We start from the raw sequence: 15,735 nt of genomic DNA, 5'->3' as shown, positions 1-15,735 counted from the left end.
CAGCAAAAGCAGCAGCTGACAAACGCAAAGCTGAAGAAGAAGCGCTTAAAAAAGCAGAAGCTGAGCGCAAAAAGCGTGAAGAGGAAGCAAAAGAGCGTGCTGCTGAAGCCGAACGTAAACGCCAGCAAGCAATGCAAGAGCAAATGTTACAAGAGCAACTTGCCAAAGAGCAGGCTGCCCGTAGTAAAATACGTCAGCAACAAGTGGTGAGCGAAGTTGATAAGTACCGTGCATTAATTATGGCGCGTATTCAGCAAAACTTACTGATTGATGAAAAAATGAAAAACCAACAGTGCCGAGTTAATATTCGTTTGGGCTTTAATGGTTTAGTAACGCAAGTTAAATCATTAGGTGGCGACAAGTTAGTATGTGAAGCTGCATTAAGAGCAGTGCGCATGGCTGACACATTACCGGTATCTAAAGATAAAGACGTATTCGAAAAACTTAAGAATATTAATTTAACAATCAAGCCAGAATTTTAAAGGAATGATATGTTCAACAAAATAAAAATAGCCTATTTAGTTTTACTGTTTGGGTTTACGGGTGTTGCTAATGCAGCGCTTGAAATTGTAATAACAGAAGGTGTAGACGGTGCAAGGCCTATTGCCATTGTACCTTTTAAATACCAAGGTGTTGGTCCAATTCCTGAAAAGCTAAGTGGTGTTATTGCTGCCGATTTAATGCGCAGTGGTAAGTTTAAACCTGTTGATGTGGCGCAAATGCCGCAACAGCCAAGTAAAGATGGCGAAATTGATTATGCGTCTTGGGTTAATAAAGGTGTTGAAGCTGTTCTTGTTGGTGAGGTTGAACAACAAACTGATGGGCGTTATTTAGTTCGTTATGAGTTAGTTGATGTGATTCGCGGCCAAATTACCGGTGGCAATACGCAAATGATGAGTAACGGTAAGTTAGTTAAAAGCCAAGATCATATTTTAGAAGCGCGTGAAAGTGTTATTGGCGAGAGTGGTTTTCGTCGTTATTCACACCGCATTAGTGATGTTATTTATGAAAAGCTAACGGGTGAAAAGGGCGCGTTTTTAACTAAAATTGCATATGTAATAGTACGTGATAACGAGCCTAAACCTTATCAACTAGTCGTTGCTGATTACGATGGTTTTAACGAACAGGTATTACTTCGTTCAAAAGAACCATTAATGTCGCCAGCATGGTCACCAAATGGTACTAAACTAGCGTATGTAACGTTTGAAAACCGTCAAAGCCAAATTTACATTCAAGATATATACACAGGTAAGCGTGAAATAATAGCAAGCTACCGTGGTATTAATGGTGCACCGCAGTTTTCGCCAGATGGTAAAAAGCTATTATTAGTGCTTTCTAAGGATAAGACGGGTGCGACAGAAGTTTACATGCTTGACCTTGCTACACGTAAAGAAACACGCTTAACAAATCATCGTAGCATAGATACTGAGCCATCTTGGTACCCTAATGGCCAAGATATTGTGTTTACATCTGAAAGGGGTGGTAATGCTCAGATTTATAAGTTAAATTTAAAAACAGGTAGGTCACAACGACTCACCTTTGATGGTGATATGAACCTTGCTGGTTCTATAACACCAGATGGAAAAGAATTAGTGATGGTTAACCGTACCAACGGGCAGTACCATCTTGCTAAGAAAGAGCTGGCTACAGGTGCGTTTCAAGTATTAACGAGAACACGCCTAGATGAATCACCGAGCATAGCGCCAAATGGTTCGATGATTATATACAGCACGCTCCATAATAATAAACAGGTACTTGCGCTAGTATCGATGGACGGCCGCTTTAAAGCACGGTTACCTGTGCTAGACGGACAAGTAAAGGCACCAGCTTGGTCGCCATACTTACAGTAATATTACTGGTTTACTCAAAATAGGAATCTACTCAATGCAACTTAACAAAATACTTAAAGGCCTGCTAATTGCTGTGCCAGTAATGACATTAGCAGCTTGTAGCTCATCTTCAGATATTGATGAAGGTGCTGCAAACCAATCAAATCAAGGCGTTGTTGAGCAATCAACTAACACTGATACAGTTGAAGTAGCTACAATCTCTCCTGAGCAACAAGCAGAAGAGCAACTTCGTCAAAAGTACGAAGCACTTCGCCAAGAGCAAGTAATCTACTTTGATTTTGATAAAGCGACAGTTGAAGGCAAATACGCTGATTTACTTCGTGCACATGCTGAGTTTTTAGTTCAAAACTCATCAGTTAAAGTACTAATTGAAGGCCACGCAGATGAACGCGGTACTCCAGAGTACAATATTGCACTAGGTGAGCACCGTGGCCAAGCAGTTGAAAAATACTTATTAAGCTTAGGTGTTTCAGCTAGCCAAATGTCAGTGGTAAGCTACGGTGAAGAGAAGCCAATGGTTAAGTCTCGCACTGAATCAGCTTTCGCTAAAAACCGCCGTGCGGTACTAGTTTACTAAGATAAGAGATATTATGAAGCCGAAAATTATTTTGGCAGCCATGATATTGAGCGGGAGCACCCAGTTAATGGCTGCTCCCGCTCCTGTTTCAGAAGCTGCGAGTTCACAATCAAGTATTGAGAAGCGATTAGCGTCACTTGAAAATATGATGCAGTCGCGTAACTTTTTGCAAGTAGAGTTACAACAACAGCTCAACTTATTACAAGACGAAGTAAGCCAAATTCGAGGTGTAACAGAAGAGCAAAGCTACAAGCTTGAAAAAGTACTGCAGCGTCAGCGTGAGTTGTACCAAGAAATCGAAAACCGCGTTAGCCAGGCTTATACACAGCCAACAGCAGCTCCAGTAGTCGATCAGGCGCAGCCAAACGATGCACAGAGCTACAGCAGTGACTTATCTGAAAATGAAGCGTACGAGCGTGCTGTTGCGTTAATAATGAAAGATAAACGTTATGATCAAGCGATTCCTGAATTTCAAACGTTTTTAACTACCTATCCAAACTCTGTATATGCGTCTAACGCGCATTATTGGTTAGGGCAGTTGCTTACTATTAAAAATGATGGCGTAAAAGCGGTGGAGCATTTTAAAGTGGTTGTTAACGAATTTCCAAATTCTAATAAACGCCCTGATGCAATGCTAAAGTTAGGCACACTTTTACAAGATCAAGGTTCAGCGGCGCAAGCACAAAAAATATTGAGCGATCTTATCAATCAATACCCAAGTACTACCGCTGCAAAACTAGCAACTGATCGTTTGGGAAACTAAAGTTCACCAGCGATTAAATTTCTAGTTAAGGCGAGCAAACTACATGGAAACTCTCGAAGAATCTTGGATTTGCATGTAGTTTGAGCACAAACGGTTTAATTTTGTGCATCTAGACATAAAAACTTAAAAAAAGAGACAATTTCGGTTGCACTCATTTTATAAATAAGTATTATAAGCGCCCGCAGCAAACGAATGGTTACCCCACTCGAAATGCGACAAAAAGAGCGGGTTATTAGCTCAGTTGGTAGAGCAGTTGACTTTTAATCAATTGGTCGATGGTTCAAATCCATCATAACCCACCATTCTTTGAATGGTCTTTTATCGGCGGATTTACGTACAATACTAAGTTGTTATAAAACGCAACGTCAGAGCGGGTCATTAGCTCAGTTGGTAGAGCAGTTGACTTTTAATCAATTGGTCGATGGTTCAAATCCATCATGACCCACCATTCTTTATTCCTTGTGAATACGGTTTGGCATCAATCGGCGGATTTACGTAAGCTTTAACTTAGTAATAAGTTAGCAACTGGAATGGGTTATTAGCTCAGTTGGTAGAGCAGTTGACTTTTAATCAATTGGTCGATGGTTCAAATCCATCATAACCCACCATTCTTTATTCCTTGTGAATAATGACTGGTTCCAATCGGCGGATTTACGTAAAGTAGTTGGTTGCATTTAAACGCAACAATAGAGCGGGTTATTAGCTCAGTTGGTAGAGCAGTTGACTTTTAATCAATTGGTCGATGGTTCAAATCCATCATAACCCACCATTCTTTATTCCTCGTGAATAGCGTTTGGCATCAATCGGCGGATTTACGTAAGCTTCATTCATAATTGAATAAGTGCATAGAGCGGGTTATTAGCTCAGTTGGTAGAGCAGTTGACTTTTAATCAATTGGTCGATGGTTCAAATCCATCATAACCCACCATTCTATGAGTAGTTTTAATCGGCGGATTTACGTAAGTTTATTCAAAATGAATAAGCGCATGAGCGGGTCATTAGCTCAGTTGGTAGAGCAGTTGACTTTTAATCAATTGGTCGATGGTTCAAATCCATCATGACCCACCATTCTTTATTCCTTGTGAATAGTGTATGGCATCAATCGGCGGATTTACGTAAGCTTCATTCTTAATTGGATAAGTGCATAGAGCGGGTTATTAGCTCAGTTGGTAGAGCAGTTGACTTTTAATCAATTGGTCGATGGTTCAAATCCATCATAACCCACCATTCTATGAAAGTTTTAATCGGCGGATTTACGTAGCTTTTTTCAAAGCAGATTTATATTAGAGCGGGTCATTAGCTCAGTTGGTAGAGCAGTTGACTTTTAATCAATTGGTCGATGGTTCAAATCCATCATGACCCACCACTCTCTAATACTTTCCTTTATATTCTTTTTTAAATTCCCATTCTATTTTTTATAAACAGCTTTACTAGTTTGCTGTTATTTGTGTTTATATTCTCGTATAATTCGCCCTAATTAATGCACTGTAGATAAGTGGTCGAGAACATGAGTCTAGCTCAAACTATTATGCCTGAAGGTTATATTTTCCCCCCTAAGCCAGCACCGTTAACAAATGACGAGCAAGGCGAATATAAAGCGCGTATAAAACAATTACTAAAAGATAAAAATGCAGTACTTGTTGCACATTATTATACCGATCCTGAAATTCAAGCACTTGCTGAAGAAACTGGCGGCTGCGTTGCCGACTCGCTAGAAATGGCGCGTTTTGGTGCACGTCATGATGCAGATATGATCATCGTCGCAGGCGTGAAATTTATGGGCGAAACAGCCAAAATTTTAACGCCAAATAAAACGGTTGTAATGCCAACACTTGAAGCGACGTGTTCGCTAGATATTGGCTGCCCGATAGACGAGTTCTCTGCGTTTTGCGATCAGCACCCAGATCGTAAAGTTGTTGTATATGCAAACACCTCTACGGCTGTTAAAGCACGTGCAGATTGGATTGTAACTTCATCATGTGCACTTGAAATAGTAGAGCACCTTGATGAGCAAGGCGAAAAAATCATTTGGGGCCCAGATAAGCACCTTGGTAGCTATATTCAAAAAAATACCGGTGCTGATATGCTTATGTGGAATGGTGCATGTATCGTACATGACGAATTTAAAACTAAAGCCTTAAAAGATATGAAGGCGCTACACCCAGATGCAGGCGTATTAGTTCATCCTGAGTCACCAGCAGAAATTGTTGCACTTGCCGATTCGGTTGGATCTACGAGCCAATTAATTAAAGCTGCGCAAACAATGGACAATAAAAAGTTTATTGTAGCAACCGATCGCGGCATCTTTTATAAAATGCAGCAACTATGTCCAGATAAAGAGTTTTTTGCGGCTCCTACGGCAGGTGAGGGCGCTTCATGTAAAAGTTGCGCACATTGCCCTTGGATGGCAATGAATGGCTTAAAAGCGATTGAAGAAGCCCTCATAAGTCCTAAAGGCAAAGAAGTATTCGTTGATATGGATTTACGCGAAGGCGCTCTTAAATCCTTAAATCGCATGCTTGAGTTTACTGCGAGCATGGCTAAGTAACTTTTAGAGTATAAATTAAAAACGGTTAAGTCTTAGATTTAGCCGTTTTTTTGTGCCTATAGGTAAGTGTTGCTTGATTAGTAAGCATTTAAAGGCCCAAATTTAAAAATGCCTTGCACCTTAAGGGTCTATTTCATACTATAGCGCGCTGTTGCATTACACAATTGCAGCACCGTGGAGGGATGGCTGAGTGGCTGAAGGCGCACGCCTGGAAAGTGTGTTTAGGTTTATCCCTAACGAGGGTTCGAATCCCTCTCCCTCCACCATTATTCAATATCAGGACGTCTCAGGACGTCCTTTTTTGTGCCTTCAATAAAATAAAATCAATAACTTAGCGTGTTACCTCGTCCCATCCTGTTTCACCCAAGCTCAAAGCTTTAGTATCTAATATGGTATTCCTTTAATAAACTGCCATAATAAAGAATACTAAATTGGAGTAGGGTTCATTTTTTATGGCAAGATCAGCGAAGCAACTTACCGATACAGCGCTCAAAAAAGCAAAAACAGAGGATAAAGATCTTATTTTATCTGATGGTAATGGCCTACAAGTAAAAGTTAGAAAGAGTGGTTCTAAGCTCTGGAACTTTAACTACTATCATCCAATTACAAAAAAGCGTATTAACATGGGGTTAGGTAAGTATCCCGATATATCTATTGTTAACGCTAGAAAGCTAGCGCAAGAAGCCAGGGAGTTGGTTGCTCTAGGGACTGACCCTAAAGAACATAGAGACGAAACCTTAGCTTTTAAACGAGCACAAGAAGAGTTAACGCTAAATAAAGTCGCTTTAGAGTGGTTTGAGGTTAAAAAACAAAGTTTAACCAAAGACTATGGTGAAGATATTTGGCGATCGTTAAACAAGCATATTTTATCGGTTATTGGCAAATACCCCATTGGTAAAATTAATGCACCACAAGTGATTAAGATTTTAAAACCCATAGAAGCAAAAGGAACCTTAGAGACAGTTAAGCGGCTATGCCTGTATTTAAGAAAGATCATGATACACGCAGTTAATAGTGGTTACATTAATGCTAATCCACTTGCAGGGATTAGTGAGGTTTTCAAAAAGCCGCAAAAACAAAACATGCCTTCGTTAAAACCAGAGGAGCTGCCTGAATTAATGCAAACACTTGCTATAGCATCAATTAAGCGCGTAACTCGTTTTTTAATTGAATGGCAGTTACATACACTTACGCGCCCTGGTGAAGCTGCCGGTACTCGATGGGATGAAATCGATTTTGGTAATAAACTTTGGACTATACCCCCTGAACGCATGAAAAAACGCAGAGAGCATGTCATTCCTTTATCAAAACAGGCTTTAGAGTTATTGGAGGCAATAAAACCAATTTCAGGGCACAGAGAGTTTGTTTTTCCGTCAGACAGAAACCCCAGAAATCATATCAACAATGAAACAGCTAATATGGCTCTAAAACGTATGGGGTTTGAAGGTAGGTTAGTAAGTCATGGCTTACGTTCGCTTGGAAGTACAACATTAAATGAGCATGAGTTTAACCCAGATGTGATAGAAGCCGCACTTGCGCATGTAGATAAAAACCAAGTTCGTTCTGCTTATAATAGAGCTGAATACATAGAAAAACGCAGAGAGCTAATGAATTGGTGGAGCGACCATATAAGCAAAGCATCTCAGGGTACACTGTCGGTAACAGGGCATAAGCACCTTTTAAAAGTTGGTTAGAAGAGAATAAAAATAAGGATATAAAATGGCTTTAACACAAATGCAAATCATTCAATCACTTGGTGAGGCAATGAGCTGGCTAGAAAGGGAGTTAAGCTGGGATGTGCCTGCAACAGAGCTAAGACATTTAACCGGTAGAATAGGGGAGCTCTACGCTGCACTTATAACGAATGGACGTATGGCAACAGAGGTTAACCAAGCGGGGTATGATGTAGTATCAAGCACAGGCGAGCGTATATCAGTTAAAACAACAGGTAGGATGCATACAGGCGGCCATATTAGCTTTAACACTAATACCTTAGGCTTGGTCGATCGCATAATTATTTTAAGAATCAATACAGATGAAATGCAAGTTGAAACTTTGTTAGACCTGCCAGTTGAGCAAGCTAGATTACTAATGAGTGATGTAGCAACGGGTAAAAGCTGTATTACAATGAGCAAGTTAATAAATCCACCATTTAAACCACGTATATTACTAAACGTAAAAGAAGCAACATGGAATAACTACAAATTGGTAGAGCTTGAAAACGGGACCATAGAGGTGTTTTTAAATGACGAGCTTGTAACACCAAGTAAGCCTTACTTACGTGATATTGCTAAAGAGTTAGGGGTTTCAATATTAAATGGCAACGGAAATCCATTTAATACACGGCAATTAGGTTCTGTGTTGATTAAAGAGTTATTAAATTAAAGCTATCGTTGTTTATACACAGTAGTTTAAAGCTAAGTAATTAGGCCTCTAATTCACTGAGCTTAAACAAGTTTCATTAACTATGTAATTTATGTATTATGCAGATTCCTCATACAAAAGGATCGTTGATGAAGAATGTACTACTAATAGTTACTGGTGCAAGCCCACAAGTATTAACCGAAACTCTTTTTGCACTTTATCAGCAGGGTAAGCCTATTCCCGAAGAGATTTTTGTTATTACTACAAAAAGCACAAAGCCAATGCTTACTAATGGATTATTTGAGCAAGGTCATTTAGCTAAACTAATAGCAGATTATAAACTTCCCAACATTAAACTTCCCGATGAAAACATATGGCTAATAGAAGATGACAAAGGCCAACCTATTAATGATGCTAAATCTGAAATAGAACAAACCTACATGGCAGACTTTATTACGCGTAAAGTGTTTGAACTTACCAATAAAAACGATATTAGTATTCATGCATCGATTGCGGGTGGACGTAAAACAATGGCGTTTTATTTAGGCTATGCCATGTCATTATTAGGCCGTGAGCAAGATTCGCTCAGTCATGTATTTGTGAATAACGAATTTGAATTTGTTAGAGACTTTTACTACCCAACACCTTACGACCACATTATTGATGGTAAAAATGGCACGCAAGTAAACTGTATTAATGCAAAGGTAACCCTTGCCGAAATACCCTTTGTACGAATGCGCCAATCTATCGACGAAACCCTCATTGCAAATATGCAAAGTGCATCGTTTAGTCAAACAGTAGCAAGCTTAAACTCAGCTCATAAAAAAGATTTAACCCTTGAAGTAAACGCAAAAGCAAAAACGCTCACCTTTGCAGGTATCGAAATTAAACTTACCGCAAAAGAAACCGCCTTTTATTTATGGTTAAACCAATACAGCCAAAGTGAACATAAAAAGCTAGTTGTGGGTCGTAATTTTGAAGAGTCTTTGCGTTACAGCAAAGAATATCTCATGCTTTTACAGCAAAATAGTAGTGATTTACGTATATTCCGCGATACGTTTGGCATAGAGCCCGAAGATTTTAGAGATGGTTTTCACAGTAATTTAAAGGTAATGGAAAAAACCTTTGTGCAGCAAACTTGCAGCCGCATAAAGAGTAAAATAAATAAGGCGTTACCCAACGAGCTTGCTAAAAAAATAGCGATTGACTCCAATAACCAAAGCTTTGAAACAAGCTACTGGTTAAGTGCAGTAACACATAATATAAAAATAAATATAACGGCTTAATATTCGCAAGCTTGCAAACGCATAAAAATAATAACGCATGGTAAATTAGTTGATAAGGAAGTAATCAGGAATGAAGCAATCAATGAACTTTGAACACATTCAATCTAAGTGGCCAGAGCTACACCAGTTAGCCGCTTTTGCAGAAGAATATGCGATTACCGATCCACAAAGCTCACTGGTTAAGCTGCGTTGCTTTGCCGAAAAAGTAGTAGGCTACTTATATAAAGAACTTCGCTTACCTGTTTTACCAACGTCTAATATTTTCGATAAGCTCACCGCTGACGACTTTACCAGTGCAGTCCCGCGTTTAATTACCGATAAGCTCCATGCCATTCGTAAAAGCGGCAACCAAGCCGCGCATGAGGGCAAAGTAGATCAACAACAAGCTATTTGGATATTAAAAGAAAGCTACTTTGTAGCCTCTTATTTGTTTATGGCTTATGCCAATGGAACGCAACAAGAATGCCCAGAGTTTAAAGCACCTGAGCAAACACAGCCAACTAATCAAAGTGATGCCCAGTTTGCTAAAAAGAACAAGCAACTCACTCAGCAGCTAGCCGAAAATCAAGCCCGTTTAAAACGCGCACTTGACGAACTAGAAGCCGCAGAGCTTGCACAAAAACAAGCCCAGCAGCAAACAGCAAAACTAAAACAAACTATTGATGCAGAAAAGCTTAACCAGGTTAAAACGCGAAATGAGCAAATTGTTAACTCAAGTTTTAACTTTAACGAAGATGAAACCCGTAAGCGTATTATCGACTTAGACCTGCGTAATGCAGGTTGGAATGTAGCACTTGACGACAAATCAACAGAAGACGTTGGCAAAGAAGTAAAAGTAACAGATCAACCTACAACAACAGGTATAGGCTATGTTGATTACGTATTATGGGATGACGACGGAAAGCCACTTGCTGTAATAGAAGCCAAACGTACCCGCGAAAATATCGAAAAAGGCCGCCAGCAAGCAACGCTTTATGCCAACGCGCTCGAAAAGCAATTTGGGCAACGGCCCGTTATTTTTTACTCGAACGGTTGGGATATAAAAATTCTAGACGACGCGCAAGGTTATAACAGCCGAGGTTTATACGGTTACTACTCAAAAGATTCCCTGCAGTACTTAATAAAGCAACGCACGCTTAAAAAAGAGCTAAACACCACGCCAATAGACACCGCAGTAGCAGGGCGTTTGTATCAAATGGAAACCATAACTCGTGTGTGTGAGCGTTTTAGCGACAAACACCGCAAAGCGCTTATTGTGCAAGCAACCGGCACAGGTAAAACACGCGTATCTATCGCCCTTGCAAAACGGCTGCTCGATGCAGGTTGGGCTAAGCGCGTATTATTTTTATGTGACCGAAAAGAGCTACGTAAACAAGCGGGTAATGCCTTTACCGAATTTACCAACGAACCAGTACACATTGTAGGCAAAAGCGCTAAAAACACCGCAGCGAGTGCGCGTGTATTTATAGCAACCTACCCAGGCATGCTGCGTATAATGAACAAGTACGACGTAGGTCACTTTGACCTAATAGTAGCCGATGAATCGCACCGTTCAATTTACAATATTTATGGCGATATTTTTAAATACTTTGACGCGCTAGAAGTGGGCTTAACCGCCACGCCGGTAGAAATGGTATCGCGCTCAACCTGTGATTTATTTAGCTGTGATTACAAAATGCCAACAGCCAATTACCCGCTTGAAGACGCCATAGAACAAGGCAACTTAGTTCCTTACAAAATTGTAAGTTACACCACGCAGTTTTTACGCGAAGGCATTAAAAAAGACAACCTAACTGATGAGCAAATAGCCCAACTAGAAGAGCAAGGGATTGATCCGAACGAGCTCGACTTTGATGCAAAACAAATAGACGAAGCCATTAAAAATAAAGACACCAACAGGCTAATACTACGTAACCTAATGGAAAAAGGCCTGCGGGACAAAGACGGCCAACTACCTGGTAAAACAATAGTATTTGCCCGTAACATAGCCCACGCCGAATTAATGGCGCAGCTGTTTAGCGAGCTTTACCCGCAGCATGGTGCTAATTTTTGCCGCGTAATTCACTCAAAGTACGAACGTGCTGAAGAGCTAATAGACGACTTTAAATCAAGCGACGAAAACAGCGTACGCATAGCTGTATCGGTCGATATGCTCGACACCGGCATAGACGTACCAGAATGTGTAAACCTTGTATTTGCCAAACCCATAAAATCAAAAGTAAAATTTTGGCAAATGATTGGCCGTGGCACACGCTTATGCGAAAACCTATATGGCCCAGGTAAGCACAAAACTCACTTTTTAATATTCGACCACTGGGCAAATTTTGAATACTTTGATGAAAATCCAGAAGAAGAAGACGTAAAACAAGCTAAATCGTTACTGCAAAAGCTATTTGAAGCGCGGGTAACCCTTGCACAAACCGCCCTTAAAAAAGCCAATATGGATGTGTTTGATCAAACAATAAAATTAATTCACGACGATATTTGCTTACTGCCAATGGAATCAATATCGGTGCGCGACAACTGGCAAGTGGTCGAAACCTTTAAAGACCTAAAACGCCTTAATCAGTTTATTCCTGATGATGTACAAACGTTGCTAGAAGAAGTAGCGCCGCTTATGCAATGGCGTAATATTATGGGGCAAAGTGAAGCCTATAAATTTGATTCTGAGCTAACCACCATTCAAACGCTGTTAATTACCGATGAAAGCCAAATTGATTTAGCTAAACAAAATGTAATGAACAAAGTTGAATCGCTACAAATGCACTTGAACGAAGTGCGTAGCAAAGCACCTGCAATAGCAGAAATACAAACCGAGCAATATTGGCAGTATTTAACCCATGCAGCGCTTGAGCAAAGCCGCATTAATTTACGCAGTATTATACACCTGCGTAATAAAGACATAACACCGCCAAAAAGTGACTTTATACTCGATATAAAAGAAGACACCAACCAAATACACGAAGCTGATAGGCTTACAAAAATAGTCTCTATTGATTATCAAATATACCGCCAAGAGGTAGAAAAAACACTCACCCCGTTATTTGAGACAGACAGCGTACTTAAAAAAATTCGCAATGGTGAACAAGTAACCGAGGCCGACTTAGCGCAATTAAGCTCGTTAGTGCATACGCAAAACCCAAGTGTTGATTTAAACACATTAAAAGAGTTTTTTCCCGAATCAACCGCGACGCTCGACAAAATATTGCGTACCATAGTCGGCATGAACAAAAACGCCATAGAACAGAGCTTTACTACCTTTGTGCAGCAAATACACACCCATGTAAATGCTAAACAACAGCGCTTTATTGGTATGTTAAAAAACCACCTGATTCGCCACGGCGCAATTGAAATAGCTCAGCTTTACGATGCGCCCTTTACACAAATACACGATATGGGGCTCGACGGCGTATTTAGCCAGCAACAAGCCGATGTAATTGAGCAGTTTATTAAGCAGTTTGACGTAAAGCTTGGCAGCAAAGCCCAAAGCGTTGAAAAGCAAATACACCTTTAATTTTATAAGCGCGTAATTTACTACGTGCTTTAGCAGCACTAACTAGGATACACATTAATGATAACCGGACCTTTAAAAAGTAAAATCGACAAACTATGGGAAGAATTTTGGACAGGCGGCATTACTAACCCGCTTACCGTAGTAGAGCAAATTACTTTTTTAATGTACGCCCGCATGCTCGACATGAACGAGCAAGCCGACGAAAAACGAAGTGCCCGTACTAAGCAGCCATTTAACCGCCGCTTTAGCGACGCCGAGCAACATATTCGTTGGCAAAACTTGCGCCATTTAGGGGCCGAAGAGTTATACAAACTGGTTAAAGATGAGCTATTCCCGTTTTTTTCAAAAACCTCAGACGACGTATCGCCAGAAGGCGCGGTATTTAATGAGTTTATGAAAGACGCGCAATTAATGATTCAAAAGCAAAGCTTATTGGTAAAAGCGGTTGAAATGGTAAACGACCTACCGCTTGAAAACTCAGACACCAAAGGCGATTTGTACGAATATCTATTAAGTAAACTCACCACCGCAGGCATTAACGGTCAGTTTAGAACGCCGCGCCATATTATACGCGCTATGGTCGAAATGATGGACCCAAGCACCACCAGCCAAATTTGTGACCCATCAACCGGCACCGGTGGCTTTTTATCGGTAAGTTACGAATACCTATTACAAAAATACACATCAGCAGAGGGCATCGAGCGCGAACCCGTGCTTGACGTAAATGGCAATATACAGCTTGATGACAGCGGCAAACCGCTTGAAAACTGTCTTTACTCAGGTGATTTAATTACCCCAGAGCAGCGCACCCATATAGATACAAACATGTTCAACGGCTTTGACTTTGACGCCACCATGCTACGCGTAGCCGCCATGAACCTAGTAATGCACGGCATTAAACAGCCGGGCATTCATTATCAAGATACCCTAAGCCAAAACTTTAAAGAGCACTACCCGCAAAAGGCTAAAGAAGGCTACGACATTATACTCGCCAACCCGCCATTTAAAGGCAGCCTAGACGAAGAAGACGTGTGCCCCGAGTTATTACGCAAAGTAAAAACTAAAAAAACTGAGCTGCTGTTTGTAGCCCTTATTGAGCGCATGTTAAAAGTAGGCGGGCAATCTGCGACTATCGTGCCCGACGGCGTATTATTTGGCTCATCAAAAGCGCACGTACAACTGCGCCAAATGCTGGTAGATAACAACCAGCTAGAAGCCGTAATTTCACTACCAAGTGGCGTGTTTAAACCCTACGCCGGCGTTTCAACCGCCATACTTATATTTACCAAAGCCGGCAGCACTGATCATGTATGGTTTTACGACGTACAAGCCGACGGTTTTTCGCTGGATGACAAGCGCACGCCAATAAAAGCAAACGATTTACCAAGCTTAATCAGCGAATTTAAAGCTCGCGATAAAGCTCAGGCAACAAGCGATAGCAATGATAAAACTCAAAAGTCGTTTTGGGTAAGTAAAGACGACATAGCCAGCAATAAATACGACCTTTCAATCAACCGCTATAAAGAAGTGGTCTACGAAGAAGAAAGCTTCGATCCGCCAAAAGAGATACTAGGCAAACTAGTGAGCTTAGAGAATGAAATACTGGCTGATTTGAAAGAGCTGGAGGGCATGCTGTGAGTTGGCCTTTAGTTAAGCTCTTTGAATGTTGTGAAATAATTATGGGTCAAGCGCCCGTTGGTAGTTCTTATAATGAAAAAGGTGAAGGCCATGCACTTATTGCTGGTGCGGGTGATTTTGGAGAATTGACGCCAAAGCCAAAAAAATTTACAACTGCCGCTTCAAAGCTTTCTAAGAAAGAAGATTTAATACTGTGCATTCGAGCCACAATTGGTGATTTGAATTGGAGTAACGACGAGTATTGTTTAGGGCGAGGTGTTGCAGGCTTAAGACCTAAAGCAAATTTGGATAAGAATTATCTATGGTATTTCATTACAGCGAATAAAGAGCAACTAGCCTCAAAAGGAACAGGTTCAACTTTTAAACAAGTTAGTAGAGTGATTATAAGTGATTGGGAAATCCCTCTACCACCACTGGACGAGCAAAAGCGTATTGCTGCGATTTTAGATAAAGCCGATGCCATCCGCCGCAAACGCCAACAAGCCATCAAACTCGCCGACGACTTCCTACGCAGCGTATTCCTAGACATGTTCGGCGATCCTGTCACCAACCCGAAGGGCTTCCCACTTAGCATTTTATCTAATTTTTATATTAATCCTAAAAGTGGTACAAAATGTGGACCATTTGGCAGTGCTTTAAAAAAGTATGAATATGTTGAAGATGGTGTGCCTGTATGGAATATGGATAACATATCTCTAAACGGAAAGTTTACAGATTCGCCTAGATTGTGGATTACAGAGAGTAAGTATTCTGATTTGGAAGCTTATTCTGTCGATGATGGGGATGTTATCATTTCGAGGGCAGGTACTGTCGGAAAAATGGGAGTTGTTCGTTCTAAATCAGAGCATTCTATTATTAGCACTAATTTAATTAGAGTGCGCTTTGGTGAGAAGTTAAGACCTGAGTATTTTGTAAACTTGATGAATTACTGTAAAGGACGAGTTGGAAGACTAAAAACTGGGCCAGATGGAGCATTTACACACATGAATACAGGGATTTTAGATAAGCTTGAATTTCCCTATCCAACAATCGCGTTACAGGATAAGTTTATCGAAATTAAAGATAAAGTTACATCTTCACTTGAAAAAGGTGAAATGAATGAGATTGATGACCTTTTTAACTCACTAAGCCAAAAAGCCTTCGCAGGCGAGTTATAAAGAATTAAGTAATACCCAATAAACTAAGGGAGTAGTAA

The 15,735-nt window shown here is 40.5% G+C and carries 11 protein-coding genes and 9 tRNA genes; all 20 read left to right on the top strand.

Annotation, left to right across the window (positions count from 1 at the left end; all coding sequences use genetic code 11):
- On the top strand, positions 1–482 hold a 482-nt coding region (gene tolA, locus H5092_RS07980; protein ID WP_182733274.1), incomplete at its 5' end, for a cell envelope integrity protein TolA.
- Between the two features lie 9 nt (positions 483–491).
- Entirely contained in the window at positions 492–1,850 is a 1,359-nt protein-coding gene (gene tolB, locus H5092_RS07975) for a Tol-Pal system beta propeller repeat protein TolB (RefSeq protein WP_182733273.1), read from the top strand.
- Positions 1,851–1,884: 34 nt separating this feature from the next.
- Positions 1,885–2,427 carry a peptidoglycan-associated lipoprotein Pal gene (gene pal, locus H5092_RS07970; protein WP_024597677.1) on the top strand — a complete coding sequence of 181 codons (543 nt, stop codon included), beginning with the start codon at positions 1,885–1,887 and terminating at the stop codon, positions 2,425–2,427.
- 13 nt (positions 2,428–2,440) lie between these two features.
- On the top strand, positions 2,441–3,190 hold the full coding sequence (gene ybgF, locus H5092_RS07965; RefSeq protein ID WP_033021320.1) for a tol-pal system protein YbgF: 750 nt from the start codon (positions 2,441–2,443) through the stop codon (positions 3,188–3,190).
- A 226-nt stretch (positions 3,191–3,416) separates the two neighbouring features.
- A tRNA-Lys gene (locus tag H5092_RS07960) sits at positions 3,417–3,492 on the top strand.
- 70 nt (positions 3,493–3,562) lie between these two features.
- Positions 3,563–3,638: transfer RNA gene (locus H5092_RS07955), tRNA-Lys, on the top strand.
- Positions 3,639–3,722: 84 nt separating this feature from the next.
- A tRNA-Lys gene (locus H5092_RS07950) sits at positions 3,723–3,798 on the top strand.
- 85 nt (positions 3,799–3,883) lie between these two features.
- Positions 3,884–3,959: transfer RNA gene (locus H5092_RS07945), tRNA-Lys, on the top strand.
- Positions 3,960–4,042: 83 nt separating this feature from the next.
- Positions 4,043–4,118: transfer RNA gene (locus H5092_RS07940), tRNA-Lys, on the top strand.
- 64 nt (positions 4,119–4,182) lie between these two features.
- Positions 4,183–4,258: transfer RNA gene (locus tag H5092_RS07935), tRNA-Lys, on the top strand.
- A gap of 83 nt (positions 4,259–4,341) precedes the next feature.
- Positions 4,342–4,417 (top strand) — tRNA-Lys (locus H5092_RS07930).
- Between the two features lie 63 nt (positions 4,418–4,480).
- Positions 4,481–4,556 (top strand) — tRNA-Lys (locus tag H5092_RS07925).
- Positions 4,557–4,697: 141 nt separating this feature from the next.
- The gene (nadA, locus tag H5092_RS07920; RefSeq protein ID WP_182733272.1) at positions 4,698–5,738 is read left to right on the top strand and encodes a quinolinate synthase NadA; all 1,041 of its coding nucleotides are present in this window, start codon (positions 4,698–4,700) and stop codon (positions 5,736–5,738) included.
- A 176-nt stretch (positions 5,739–5,914) separates the two neighbouring features.
- Positions 5,915–6,004 (top strand) — tRNA-Ser (locus H5092_RS07915).
- A 186-nt stretch (positions 6,005–6,190) separates the two neighbouring features.
- Positions 6,191–7,432 (top strand): integrase domain-containing protein, encoded by a 1,242-nt coding sequence (locus tag H5092_RS07910; RefSeq protein ID WP_182733271.1) that lies wholly within the window; start codon positions 6,191–6,193, stop codon positions 7,430–7,432.
- A 25-nt stretch (positions 7,433–7,457) separates the two neighbouring features.
- Positions 7,458–8,123, top strand: coding sequence for a DUF6998 domain-containing protein (locus H5092_RS07905; protein ID WP_138488839.1), 666 nt, complete (start codon positions 7,458–7,460; stop codon positions 8,121–8,123).
- A gap of 128 nt (positions 8,124–8,251) precedes the next feature.
- The gene (gene csm6, locus H5092_RS07900) at positions 8,252–9,388 is read left to right on the top strand and encodes a CRISPR-associated ring nuclease Csm6 (protein ID WP_182733270.1); all 1,137 of its coding nucleotides are present in this window, start codon (positions 8,252–8,254) and stop codon (positions 9,386–9,388) included.
- 70 nt (positions 9,389–9,458) lie between these two features.
- Positions 9,459–12,902: a DEAD/DEAH box helicase family protein gene (locus H5092_RS07895; protein WP_182733269.1), complete on the top strand. Its 3,444-nt coding sequence runs from the start codon at positions 9,459–9,461 to the stop codon at positions 12,900–12,902.
- A 57-nt stretch (positions 12,903–12,959) separates the two neighbouring features.
- Positions 12,960–14,540: a class I SAM-dependent DNA methyltransferase gene (locus tag H5092_RS07890; RefSeq protein WP_182733268.1), complete on the top strand. Its 1,581-nt coding sequence runs from the start codon at positions 12,960–12,962 to the stop codon at positions 14,538–14,540.
- Positions 14,537–15,697, top strand: a complete 1,161-nt coding sequence (locus tag H5092_RS20820; protein WP_182733267.1) for a restriction endonuclease subunit S — start codon at positions 14,537–14,539, stop codon at positions 15,695–15,697. The genes H5092_RS07890 and H5092_RS20820 overlap by 4 nt, the downstream gene beginning before the upstream one ends.
- Positions 15,698–15,735 lie beyond the last annotated feature (38 nt).

This window comes from Pseudoalteromonas sp. SR41-7, assembly GCF_014163935.1.
GTDB classification, from domain to species: domain Bacteria; phylum Pseudomonadota; class Gammaproteobacteria; order Enterobacterales; family Alteromonadaceae; genus Pseudoalteromonas; species Pseudoalteromonas distincta.
The sequence above is the reverse complement of the archived record's forward strand: the minus strand, read 5'-3'. Positions and strand labels throughout refer to the sequence as shown.

Bases quoted from the DNA above. Each gene is read 5' to 3' on its own strand.
- tolB (WP_182733273.1), top strand. From the start codon at position 492: ATGTTCAACAAAATAAAAATAGCCTATTTAGTTTTACTGTTTGGGTTT.
- pal (WP_024597677.1), top strand. From the start codon at position 1,885: ATGCAACTTAACAAAATACTTAAAGGCCTGCTAATTGCTGTGCCAGTA.
- ybgF (WP_033021320.1), top strand. From the start codon at position 2,441: ATGAAGCCGAAAATTATTTTGGCAGCCATGATATTGAGCGGGAGCACC.
- nadA (WP_182733272.1), top strand. From the start codon at position 4,698: ATGAGTCTAGCTCAAACTATTATGCCTGAAGGTTATATTTTCCCCCCT.
- H5092_RS07910 (WP_182733271.1), top strand. From the start codon at position 6,191: ATGGCAAGATCAGCGAAGCAACTTACCGATACAGCGCTCAAAAAAGCA.
- H5092_RS07905 (WP_138488839.1), top strand. From the start codon at position 7,458: ATGGCTTTAACACAAATGCAAATCATTCAATCACTTGGTGAGGCAATG.
- csm6 (WP_182733270.1), top strand. From the start codon at position 8,252: ATGAAGAATGTACTACTAATAGTTACTGGTGCAAGCCCACAAGTATTA.
- H5092_RS07895 (WP_182733269.1), top strand. From the start codon at position 9,459: ATGAAGCAATCAATGAACTTTGAACACATTCAATCTAAGTGGCCAGAG.
- H5092_RS07890 (WP_182733268.1), top strand. From the start codon at position 12,960: ATGATAACCGGACCTTTAAAAAGTAAAATCGACAAACTATGGGAAGAA.